Source organism: Sinomonas notoginsengisoli (genome assembly GCF_021554725.1).
Classification (GTDB): domain Bacteria; phylum Actinomycetota; class Actinomycetes; order Actinomycetales; family Micrococcaceae; genus Sinomonas; species Sinomonas notoginsengisoli.
Genome location: NZ_JAIZDP010000001.1, coordinates 102752 through 114065, shown reverse-complemented (window position 1 = coordinate 114065; position 11314 = coordinate 102752). Strand labels below are relative to the sequence as shown.

11 protein-coding genes are annotated in these 11314 nt (G+C 68.3%); 3 read left to right on the top strand and 8 right to left on the bottom strand.

What is annotated here, in order from left to right; genetic code table 11:
* Positions 1 to 72 precede the first annotated feature (72 nt).
* From LF262_RS00455 to LF262_RS00445, 3 genes are all read right to left on the bottom strand, one after another.
* Positions 73 to 2910 carry an aconitate hydratase gene (locus tag LF262_RS00455; protein WP_235778335.1) on the bottom strand — a complete coding sequence of 946 codons (2838 nt, stop codon included), beginning with the start codon at positions 2908 to 2910 and terminating at the stop codon, positions 73 to 75.
* A gap of 131 nt (positions 2911 to 3041) precedes the next feature.
* Complete coding sequence (locus tag LF262_RS00450; RefSeq protein ID WP_268933519.1) at positions 3042 to 4391, bottom strand: class I SAM-dependent RNA methyltransferase; 1350 nt, start codon at positions 4389 to 4391, stop codon at positions 3042 to 3044.
* A 20-nt stretch (positions 4392 to 4411) separates the two neighbouring features.
* Entirely contained in the window at positions 4412 to 6385 is a 1974-nt protein-coding gene (locus tag LF262_RS00445) for an APC family permease (protein ID WP_235778333.1), read from the bottom strand.
* Positions 6386 to 6440: 55 nt separating this feature from the next.
* Between LF262_RS00445 and LF262_RS00440 the strand changes: the two genes are divergently transcribed.
* On the top strand, positions 6441 to 7112 hold the full coding sequence (locus LF262_RS00440) for a potassium channel family protein (RefSeq protein WP_235778332.1): 672 nt from the start codon (positions 6441 to 6443) through the stop codon (positions 7110 to 7112).
* Complete coding sequence (locus LF262_RS00435) at positions 7113 to 7835, top strand: potassium channel family protein (protein WP_235778331.1); 723 nt, start codon at positions 7113 to 7115, stop codon at positions 7833 to 7835.
* Positions 7836 to 7938: 103 nt separating this feature from the next.
* Here LF262_RS00435 and LF262_RS00430 read toward each other — a convergent pair whose 3' ends face one another.
* From LF262_RS00430 to dut, 4 genes are all read right to left on the bottom strand, one after another.
* A complete protein-coding gene (locus tag LF262_RS00430; RefSeq protein ID WP_372462691.1) occupies positions 7939 to 8703 on the bottom strand; it encodes a DUF3159 domain-containing protein in 765 nt (254 codons plus the stop codon).
* A 1-nt stretch (position 8704) separates the two neighbouring features.
* Positions 8705 to 9022, bottom strand: a complete 318-nt coding sequence (locus tag LF262_RS00425; protein WP_235778330.1) for an OB-fold nucleic acid binding domain-containing protein — start codon at positions 9020 to 9022, stop codon at positions 8705 to 8707.
* Positions 9015 to 9743, bottom strand: coding sequence for a DUF3710 domain-containing protein (locus LF262_RS00420; RefSeq protein ID WP_235778329.1), 729 nt, complete (start codon positions 9741 to 9743; stop codon positions 9015 to 9017). Before LF262_RS00420 ends, LF262_RS00425 begins: the two co-directional genes overlap by 8 nt.
* Before the next feature lie 73 nt (positions 9744 to 9816).
* Positions 9817 to 10281, bottom strand: coding sequence for a dUTP diphosphatase (gene dut, locus LF262_RS00415; RefSeq protein WP_235779235.1), 465 nt, complete (start codon positions 10279 to 10281; stop codon positions 9817 to 9819).
* Positions 10282 to 10396: 115 nt separating this feature from the next.
* On the opposite strand from dut, the gene LF262_RS00410 reads away from it, so the two are divergent.
* Positions 10397 to 10888 carry a DUF3093 domain-containing protein gene (locus LF262_RS00410; RefSeq protein WP_235778328.1) on the top strand — a complete coding sequence of 164 codons (492 nt, stop codon included), beginning with the start codon at positions 10397 to 10399 and terminating at the stop codon, positions 10886 to 10888.
* Between the two features lie 112 nt (positions 10889 to 11000).
* Here the strand turns inward: LF262_RS00410 and LF262_RS00405 are convergent, their stop codons facing one another.
* A complete protein-coding gene (locus LF262_RS00405; protein WP_066497506.1) occupies positions 11001 to 11300 on the bottom strand; it encodes a DUF4193 domain-containing protein in 300 nt (99 codons plus the stop codon).
* Between the last annotated feature and the right edge of the window lie 14 nt (positions 11301 to 11314).

Sequence of the window (11314 nt, the reverse complement as noted above, 5' to 3'; positions counted from 1 at the left end):
CGCCTCCGGACGCATAGACGCCGAAGGGCCCTACCTTCCGGTAGGGCCCTTCGGCGCTAACACGTTACTGCGTCAGTGCGCGGAGATCTGGCGCAGGACATACTGCAGGATGCCGCCGTTGCGGTAGTAGTCTGCCTCACCGGGGGTGTCGATGCGCACGACGGCGTCGAACGACTTCTGGGCGCCGTCCTCGCCCGCGGCGGTCACCTTGACCGTGGCCGGGGTCGTGCCCTCGTTGAGTGCAGTGATGCCCTCCACGGAGTACACCTCGGTGCCCGTGAGACCAAGTGTCGCCGCGGACTCGCCCTCGGCGAACTGCAGCGGAAGGACGCCCATGCCGATGAGGTTCGAGCGGTGGATACGCTCGTAGCTCTCGGCGATGACGGCCTTGACGCCCAGGAGGGCGGTACCCTTGGCAGCCCAATCGCGGGACGAGCCTGAGCCGTACTCCTTGCCGGCGATGACCACGAGCGGAGTGCCCGCCTTCTCGTAGTTCACCGCCGCGTCGTAGACGTACGACTGCGGGGCGCCGTCCTGCGTGAAGTCCTTCGTGAAGCCGCCCTCGACACCGTCCAGGAGCTGGTTCTTGATGCGGATGTTCGCGAAGGTGCCGCGGATCATGACCTCGTGGTTGCCGCGGCGGGAGCCGTAGGAGTTGAAGTCCTTGCGCTCGACGCCGTTGGCCAGGAGGTACTGGCCCGCGGGGGTGTCCGACTTGAACGAGCCGGCCGGCGAGATGTGGTCGGTCGTGACCGAGTCGCCCAGCTTGAGCAGCACCCGCGCCCCGGAGATGTCCGAGACGGGGTCCGGCTGCGCCTTCATGCCCTCGAAGTACGGGGGCTTGCGCACGTAGGTGGACTTCTCGTTCCACTCGAACGTGTTACCCGTCGGGGTGGGCAGGGACTGCCAGCGCTCGTCGCCGTCGAAGATCGTCGCGTACGAGTCGACGAACATCTCCTTGTCGATCGAGGCGTCCATGACCTGCTGGACCTCGGACGGGTTCGGCCAGATGTCCTTGAGGAAGACGTCGTTGCCGTTCTGGTCCTGGCCCAGCGGATCGGCGTCGAAGTCGAAGTCCATGGTGCCCGCGAGTGCGTAGGCAATGACGAGCGGCGGGGACGCGAGGTAGTTCATCTTCACGTCCGGGTTGATGCGGCCCTCGAAGTTGCGGTTGCCGGAGAGGACCGCAGTCACCGAGAGGTCGTTCGACTGGACCGCCTCGGAGATTTCGGCCTCGAGCGGGCCCGAGTTGCCGATGCAGGTCGTGCAGCCGTAGCCCACCGTGAAGAAGCCGAGCTTCTCGAGGTACGGGACGAGACCCGACTTCTCGTAGTAGTCCGTCACGACCTTGGAACCCGGGGCGACCGAGGTCTTGACCCACGGCTTGGACGTGAGGCCCTTGTCCACGGCGTTGCGGGCGAGCACGGCGGCGGCGAGCATGACCGAAGGGTTGGACGTGTTCGTGCACGAGGTGATGGAGGCGATCGAGACAGCGCCGTGGTCGAGCTCGAACTCACGGCCGTCGCCCATCGTCACGTGCGTCGGCGACGAGGGGCGGCCGAAGGCACCCGATGCCGCAGACTCGACCGGGTTGGCCAGACGGGCCGTCTCGTGGACGTGGCTGTCGGCCTCGGTCGTCGTCGGGGAGTCCGACGCGGGGAACGACTCGTCGATCGTCTCGTCGACCGTGCCGGCCTCCGGGCGGCCGTTGCCGACCGGGACGTAGTTGTGCAGGTCCTTGCGGAACTGCTCCTTGGCCTCAGTCAGTTCGATGCGGTCCTGCGGGCGCTTCGGGCCGGAGATCGAGGGGACCACGGTTCCGAGGTCGAGCTCGAGGTACTCCGAGAAGCGGAGTTCCCGGGACGGATCGTGCCAAAGGCCCTGCTCCTTGGCGTACGCCTCCACGAGGGCGACGTTCTCGGCCGGACGGCCGGTCAGGCGCAGGTAGTCGAGGGTGACGTCGTCAATCGGGAACATCGCCGCGGTTGAGCCGAACTCGGGACTCATGTTGCCGATCGTCGCGCGGTTAGCGAGCGGCACGGCCGCAACGCCCTCGCCGTAGAACTCGACGAACTTGCCCACTACGCCGTGCTTGCGGAGCATCTCCGTGATGGTGAGCACGACGTCGGTCGCAGTGGCGCCAGCGGGGATCTCGCCGGAGAGCTTGAACCCGACCACACGCGGAATGAGCATCGAGACGGGCTGGCCGAGCATGGCCGCCTCAGCCTCAATGCCGCCGACGCCCCAGCCGAGGACGCCGAGCCCGTTCACCATGGTGGTGTGGGAGTCGGTGCCGACGAGGGTGTCGGGGTAGGCGCGGAGCTTGCCCTCAACCTCACGCGTCATCACAGTGCGGGCCAGGTACTCGATATTGACCTGGTGCACGATGCCCATTCCCGGGGGAACGACCTTGAAGTCCTCGAACGCGGTCTGCCCCCAGCGCAGGAACTGGTACCGCTCCCCATTGCGCTGGTACTCGATCTCCATGTTCCGCTCGATGGCGCCGGCGTTGCCGAACACATCGATCTGCACGGAGTGGTCGATCACGAGCTCCGCCGGGGCGAGCGGGTTCACGCGCGTCGGATCGCCGCCAAGCTCCTTGACGGCCTCGCGCATCGTCGCGAGGTCGACTACGCAGGGGACACCGGTGAAGTCCTGCATGATCACGCGTGCCGGAGTGAACTGGATCTCCGTGCTCGGCTGCGCCTTCGGGTCCCAGTCCGCGACCGCGCGGATGTGGTCTGCGGTGATGTTCGCACCATCCTCGGTGCGGAGCAGGTTCTCCAGCAGGACCTTGAGGCTGAAGGGGACGCTATTGGCGCCTTCCACAGAGTTCAGCCGGAAAATTTCGTAATCGGTTCCGCCGACGTTCAGGACGCCTTTGGCTCCGAAGCTGTCCACAGTGCTCAATGCAGGACTCCTCTCGCAACACTGCCATCTTTGTCCCGGCCTCTGGACGGTGCTAGTTAGGCATGCCTAACCGCTGTGCGTCCCGGCTGCGAGGCCGTGCTCATCGCCGCCCATCCTAGACCCGAATGACCTCAGACGGGCGGCCGGAGGAGCGCAACAGTCTCGACATGATGGGTCATGGGGTAGAGGTCGAAGGCCCTCAGGCTCTCGAGGCGCCAGCCAGCCTTGCGGAACCAACCCATGTCCCGCGCGAAGGAGGCCGGATCGCACGCGACGTAGGCAACGGCACGCGGTGCTGCGTCGACGAGCTGGTGCACGACCTGGCGGCCGGCCCCGGCTCGCGGTGGATCCAGGACGACAGCGTCGAAGGAACCCTCGCCGCCGTGCTGGCGGAGAACCCGTTCCACGCGCCCCTGGACGACGGCGACCTCGGGCTGACGCTTGAACGTACGGCGCGCGTCGCGGCTCGTCCCCGGAGCTCCCTCGACCGAGAGCACATGGCCGCCAGGCCCCACCGCCGAGGCTAGCGGGGCGGTGAAGAGCCCGGCCCCCGCGTAGAGGTCGGCGACTTGGGCGCCCGGCGTGAGGGTGCCGTCAAGGGCCTCCAGCGCTGCCGTGACGAGCGTCTCGGGCGCGCGGCGGTGGATCTGCCAGAATCCCTCCCCTCTCACCGTGTACCGGTGGCCGAGCACGTGCTCGGAGACTGACCCGCGCCCACGCACCGTCAGCGGAGACGTGGCACTGCCGGCTCCGGCCGCGCTGGCGGAGACGGAGGGGTCGAGACGGGCGAGGACGTCCGTGAGCGCCGAGGGTGCCACCCCGTCGGCGAGCGTGAACACGATCAGCGGCGCCGACCCCGAGGCAGGGGCGGCGACCTCGAGCCGCTCGACGCCGCGCAGGTCGAGCTCCCAAAGCCGGAGGTCGTTGATCTCCTGCGTTGCGAGAGGCATGCGCTGCACTGGGATGAGCGTCTCCGAACGGTGGGCATGCATCGCGAGCCGCCCGTCCCCCGTGACGGCGAAGCTGCAGCGCGTCCGCCACGCCAGCCCGCCGGCGTCGTCCGCGTCCTCGCTGAGAGATACGGGCTCGACCTCGACGTCCCGCTCGAGGCCTGCGAGCCTCAGGAGCTGCTCGCGGATCACCGCCTCTTTGAGGTGCCGCTGCTCGGCCAGCGCGATGTGGCCGAACTCGGCGCCCCCCACGGGCAGCCGCCCGTGGGCATGGGCGAGCAACGAGTCGGCGAGATTCCACACGTGCTCGCGCCGGTGCGGGGAGGGCTCGAGGACCTCGACGACGTCCGCCCGCCAGAACTTGGCGTCCGGCTCCGCGTCGGTCAGTTCCGCGCGTACCACCTCGCCCGGTATGCCGTGGCGGACGAACACGACGCGGCCCTCGTGGCGTGCCACCACATGCCCGCCGTGGGCCACCGGCCCAAGGTGCAGCTCGACGACGCGATCCTGCGGGCGACCGTCCTCGGGCAGGGGCGTCTCTCGCGATGCGCTCACAGTTCCTGGAGCCTCCTGGCTTCCTCACTCGACTTCAGCTGCCACGGCACCGATGCCACCATGACGCCAGGCTCGAAGTGGAGGCGGGTCTTGATCCGCAGCGCCGTCTGGTTGTGCACGAGCTGCTCCCACCACTTGCCCACCACATACTCGGGGATGTACACGACGATCAGGTCGCGTGGGGAGTCGCGTCGCGTGCTGCGGATGTATTCCATCAGCGGGGTGACGGTCTCGCGGTAGGGGCTCGCCAGAACGGTCAGAGGAACGGGGATCTCCAGCTTCTCCCAGTCGGCCACCGTCTGGGCCGTCTCCTCCGGGCTGATGTCCACGGTGACCGCGTCAAGCCTCGAGGGGCGCGAAGCGCGCGCATAGGCGAGCGCGCGCAACACTGGCTTACGCACGTGCGAGACAAGCAGGACGGCGTGGACCCGGCTCGGCAGGGCCCGGGCAGAAGGGTCGTCGCCCACGGCCAGCTCGCGGGCGACGTTCGTGTAGTGCGCCTGAATGCTCCACATGATGAGGAAGATCGCGAACATGGCGAGCAGCGCAATCCAGGCACCGTGCTCGAACTTCGTGATGAGGACGATGACCAGTACCGTGCCTGTCATGGCGAAGCCGATCGTGTTGATCACGCGCGAGCGCTTCATCCGCACGCGGACTCCGCGGTCCTTGACCCGCCTGAGCTCGCGCGTCCAGTGCCGGATCATGCCGAGCTGGCTCATGGTGAACGAGACGAACACTCCGACGATGTACAGCTGGATGAGCCGGGTGACGTCGGCATCGAAGGCGACGATGAGGACGATCGCTCCGGCAGCGAGTGCGAGCACGCCGTTGCTGAAGGCTAGTCGGTCGCCCCTCGTGCGCAGCTGGCGCGGGAGGTAGCCGTGCTGGGCGAGAATCGAGCCGAGGACCGGGAAGCCGTTGAAGGCGGTGTTGGACGCGAAGACGAGAATCACACCCGTGGCAGCGACCACGATATAGAAGGGGATGCTTCCCCCACCGAAGACCGAGTCGGCGATCTGGCCGATGACGGGGGTCTGGATGTAGTCGCCCGTGAGGGGCTGGCCGTCCTTGAGGAGCTCCGTCGCGGGGTCCTGGACGAGGTGAACACGGGTGGCGTTCGCGAGGAAGATGATGCCGGCCAGCATCGACGCAGCGACCGCGCCGAGCAAGAGCAGCGTCGTTGCCGCGTTCTTGCTCTTGGGCGGGCGGAAGTTGGGCACACCGTTGCTGATGGCCTCGACGCCGGTGAGTGCCGCCGCGCCGGAGGAGAAGGCACGTAGGAGGAGGAACCCGCCGGCCAGGCCCACGAGGCCCTGGTCGAACTCCGGTGTGGGGACGATCGTGAGGCCGGCGCTCTGGGACGGGGTCAGCGTGCCGGTGAGCCACTGCACCACGCCAACGGCGGTCATCCCAAGGATGGAGAGCATGAAGAGGTAGGTCGGCACGGCGAAGACCGTGCCCGCCTCGCGGATACCGCGCAGGTTCACCAGCGCGAGGACCACGACGGCGACCACGGCGATCACGGTCTGCGTCCCGTGCAGCGACGGGACCGCCGTGGTCAGGTAGGTGGCGGCCGAGGAGATCGACACCGCGACTGTGAGGACGTAGTCGACGAGGAGGGCGCTCGCCACCGTGAGGCCGGCGAATCTGCCGAGGTTCTCGGTGGCGATCTCGTAGTCTCCCCCTCCTGACGGATAGGCGTGCACGTTCTGCCGGTACGAGGCGACGACAGTGACGAGGACGAGCATGACGGCGAGCCCGACCCAGGGCGAGAACTCGATCGCGGACACGCCTGCGAGGGCGAGGGTGAGGAAGATCTCGTCCGGTGCGTATGCCACCGAGGAGAGCGCGTCCGACGCGAAGATCGGCAGCGCGATCCGCTTTGGCAGGAGCGTGTGCGCGAGCCGGTCATTGCGCAGGGCACGGCCCACGATCACGCGCTTGGCCGAATTCAGAATCGTCAGCACCCTGACACGTTATGCGACAACTGCCCACATGTCATGGCGGGGTACATTGGGGGCCATGGCGCACTACGTGATCATGGGCTGCGGACGCGTCGGCGTCACCTTGGCCCACACCCTTGAGGACTCGGGCCACTCCGTTGCCATCATCGATCAGGATGACCGCGCCTTCCGCCGCCTGCGCAGGACCTTCTCGGGCCGCAAAGTCACGGGCATCGGCTTCGACCGCGACACCATGAGGCAGGCCGGGATCGAGGAGGCGTATGCCTTCGCGGCGGTCTCGAGCGGCGACAACTCGAACATTCTCGCCACCCGGGTGGCACGAGAGACCTTCCACGTCCCGCACGTCGTGGCGCGCATCTACGATCCGGGGCGCGCCGAGATCTACCAGCGGCTTGGCATCCCCACGGTCGCCGCCGTGAGGTGGAGCGCCGACCAGGTGCTGCGGCGCCTCCTGCCCGAGTCGGGTGTCGCGGGCGACTACCGAGAACCGTCAGGCCGACTGGTGCTCACCGAGGTCGCGCTGGACCCCGCATGGCTCGGGCACCCGATCACGGCCATCGAACGCGCTGCGCGGGTGCGTGTTGCCTACGTCACGCGGTTCGGCGAGGGGATGCTGCCGACGACCGCGACCGCGTACCAGGAGAGCGATACCGTGCACGTCATGATGGATGTCTCCGACGCCGCCGAGGTCTCTCGCATCCTGTCCGCGCCCCCCGTCAAGGAGTCGTAAGTGAAGGTCATCATCGCAGGGGCCGGGAGCGTCGGTAGCTCGATCGCGAGGGAGCTCCTCGCCCACCGCCACGAGGTCCTCCTCATCGACCCCAAGCCGGAGGTGATCGGGCGCAGCGGGCTGCGCGGCGCCAAGTGGCTCATCGGCGATGCGTGCGAGCTCTCGACGCTCAAAGAGGCCCGCGTCGACGATGCCGACGTCGTCGTGTCGGCCACTGGCGACGACAAGGTCAACCTCGTCGTCTCGCTCCTGGCCAAGACGGAGTTCGGCGTCGGCCGTACGGTCGGACGGGTCAACAACCCCAAGAATGACTGGATGTTCGACGGCGCGTGGGGCGTCGACGTCGCGGTCAACACGCCCCGCCTCATGACGGCCCTCGTCGAGGAGGCTGTCGAGATTGGGGACGTGGTGCGCCTCATGACCCTCCAGACGGGCGTCGCATCCCTCGTCGAGTTCACGGTGCCCGCCGACTCTCCGATGGTGGGCAAGACGGTGGGCCAGGTCGACTGGCCCGCCGACTGCACGCTCGTGGCGATCGTGCGCGACCAGAAGCCCATTCCCCCGAGCCGTGACGACGTGGTCGACCACCGGGACGAGCTTTTCTTCATCTCCACGATCGCCGGCGAGGACGAGCTCAGGGCCCTCCTCGCACCGCAGACCGAGGCACCGGAGCGGGAGCTGCTGGCGCGCGCCGAGGACGAGGACGACGCCTTCGACGGCTGACGGAGGGGCGCACGACGCCGCGTGGTCGCCTACGCTGCCGAAACTCCCAGAGTCGGCGGTAGGCCTCGGACCCCCTGCCGGCACCGCGGCCGCGAGGGTCTCGTCAGTCTCCGGCGGGTGCCTCGTCACTCACCATGGGCCGTGTCACCAGCCACGCGACCCAAATCCCCAGCGCGTACAGCGGCACGCCCATGATCAGGCGCGTCGCGCCCAGGGCGACTAGACCGGCGTCGCCCATGAAGTACAGCGGCACCTGCACCACAAGACGCAGCCCCAGGACCACGACCATGATCCACGTGCCGAGTCGGTACTGCCGCGCCCGCAGCGGGTCCTGACGCCAATGCAGGCCTTCGTTGCGGAGGAACCCGAAGATGACTCCCATGAGCGGCCACTTCACCAGGACCGAGGTGGCCAGGGCCACGATGTAGAGGGCATTCGTCACGAAGCCCCAGAGGTAAAAGTTCTCGGCGCGTCCCGTGAAGAGCGCCAGTGCAGCGGAGATGACGATGCCGATGATTCCAGCGAACGCCTGAGTCGGCGGAGTCCGGCCCACCACGCGCAGAACGACGAAGACCGCCGCGACGGCGAGGGCGAGCACGCCTGAGAGGAGCAGGTTCTGGGAGATGGTGAAGCACACCAGGAAGACGAGGCCTGGAAGGACACTCTCCAGCAGACCGCGGACGCCTCCCGCGCTTCGCAGCGCATCGATGCGGCCGTCGTCGTGGCGGTGCAGCCCGGCCCTCGCGGCATAGGCTCCGGCAAGCTCTGCGGCGCTCAGGCTCCGTTCGCCCTCCGCGGCTCCGGGGGCCGCTCCCCCACCCTCGGGGCGTCCGCGGGCAGGCTTTTGGGAACCGTCAGATGCCGTCACGTCAGTCCTCCTGGGCCAAGATCTCGTAGCGGGGGTTGTAGATGGTCGGCACTCCATGGAAATGGGCCAGCATGCCCGAGAAGCGCAGCCGGGTGCCGGCGTTGACCCCGCTGACCCGGCGGCGTCCGAGCCACACGAGGCATAGTGCTGGACCACGGCCGGGCAGTGCAGTGTCGTCCTCGACGACCGCGGTCAGCCGCGGTGCCTCGTCCCTGGGGACGAAGGTGAGCGAACGGACCACGCCCTCGCCGGCCACGAGGCCGCGCTCCGGCAGGCCTCCGAAGCCCTCGAGCCGTACGGGGCCCGTCCGTTCAGCCAAGATGAGTGATCTCCGGTCCTCGCTCCGGCGCGTGGGGCGCCTGCTCACCGGTCTGGCTCCGGCCGTTCTCGTGTGGTGCTGCCTCGACTGGGATACGCAGCGGGAGGAGCTCGCGTGGCGGCAGGGGCGACTCGCCGCGGTCAATGACCACGTGTCGGAAGAGGTCCTCGAGCTCTGCGGAGGCGTCCCTGCTCTCCGCGGCGGGGCCGCCGATGACCCCGCGCAGGAACCATCGCGGACCGTCCACACCCATGAAGCGTGCCGCACGGTAGCTGCGGCGTTCGCCCGAGGCGTCCGCGGGAAGCCGGGCGAGCAGCTCGGGACCGAAGCTGCCCTCGGTCTCCTCGACGGTTCCGCCCTGGCTGGCGACCGACTGGGCGATCTGGGCACGGATCTCTCCCCACAGGCCCTCAGAACGGGGGGCTGCAAAAGCCTGGAGCTGAAGGCTGGAGCCTGCGAGATCCATCGTGACTGCCACGACGCGCTGCGTGGCCTCCTCGAGTTCGAGGCGCAGCTGGAGGCCGTCGGTGGGGCGCACGAGGATCGAGCCCAGATCGACATAGCCGCTCTCGGTGCTCGCCTCGCTTGCGTCGAACGGTCCCCTCTGGGCACGCCCATAGCCGCTCTTGTCGGGCTCGGGGCGATTCCGGGCCTGCTGACTCAGCACCGAGGGATCCTCGGATGTCAGCTTCGCGTTCTTGCCGCGTCCGAACAGTGCCACACAAACTCCTTAGTCTCGCCGGTCCGGGCCGGCAGCGGTGGCCCATCGGGCGCTGCCGCACGACGGCGCTGCGCTACTGGGCAGCGAACCCGCCGGTCGACCCGAAGCCCCCCGAGCCGCGCGCGGATTCGGACAGTTCCCCAACGGGGAGGAATCGCGCGTACTCGACGCGCTGGATGACCATCTGGGCAATTCTATCGCCGCGCCGGAGGGTGAGCGGCTCGGCGACGTCCGTGTTCAAGAGGGTCACAGCGATCTCTCCCCGGTACCCGGCGTCCACGGTGCCGGGTGCGTTGACCACAGTGAGCCCATGCCTGGTCGCGAGGCCCGAGCGAGGATGGATGAGGGCCACGTAGCCGAACGGCAGCGCGATGCTCACACCCGTGGGCACCAAGGCGCGCTCGCCTGGGCCCAGCGTGACGTCAACCCTGGCCCGCAGGTCTGCGCCCGCGTCGCCGGGGTGCGCGTACGACGGCGGCTCGAGCCCGCCGTCGAGCATCTTCAGCCCGACATCGAGGGTGGGCTCCCACGCGGACATCTGGGCGGGTACGGTATGCGGCTCGCTCACCCGGTCAACTCTAGCGGCAGCGGTCAGGGCCCTGCACCGCTGGCGGGTTTTGCCGCAGGGGCACCCCCAGTGGAAAGCTGGAGTCATGCCTGACGCAACGACGCCCGCCCCAGCGGCGCGCTCCACCGATCCCGTTGTGTATTCGGAGAAATTGTGGCCCGCATGGTGGGTGTGGGTAGTCGTTGCGGGGATCTCGGCCGCGGGCATCCTCGTGTTCGCGCCAATCAGCATGGCGGCCGGATACACAGGCGCCGTGGTGCTCCTCGTCATTCTCGGTGGCGCACTGATCGCCTCCACCCCGGCTGTCGTCGTCACTGCGAGTTCGCTCCGCGCCGGGCGCGCGACCGTTCCGCTGAAGTTCACCGGCAGCGCCGAGGGGTTCAGCGGCGACGAGGCCACAGCCGAGCGGGGCCCGCGACTCAACGGGCTCGCCTACCTCTGCATCCGCGGCTGGATCCCGTCGGTCGTCCGGGTCGAACTCACGGACCCCGAGGACCGCACGCCGTATTGGCTGGTCTCCAGCCGGCACCCGGCCAAACTCGTTGCTGCCTTGAATGAACGAGCCCCAGCCGCCTGACGGCCATCAGAGGCAGCCGCCTTGGCCGAAGCTCCGCCGCCGGACAAAGCGCGGCGGCCAAGGCGCTTCTGCGCCCAGGCCGCCGTCTCGCCTCTGACAGGGCCGACCTCGCTCAGCCCTCGCACTCCTTGCAGTAGAGCAGCCCGTTCTTCTCCCGAGCGATCTGCGAACGGTGGCGGACGAGGAAACACGAGGCGCAGGTGAATTCATCGGCCTGGGCCGGCAGCACGCGCACCAGGAGTTCCTCGCCTGAGAGGTCGGCGCCGGGCAGCTCATAGCTGTCCGCGGCCTCGGCCTCGTCTTCGTCCACCGCAGCAGACTGCTTGTCGGTGCGGCGGGACTTCAGCTCCTCGATGGAATCCTCGTTGAGCTCTTCCTCGTTCTTGCGCGGCGCATCGTAGTCGGTCGCCATAGTTCTTCGTTCAC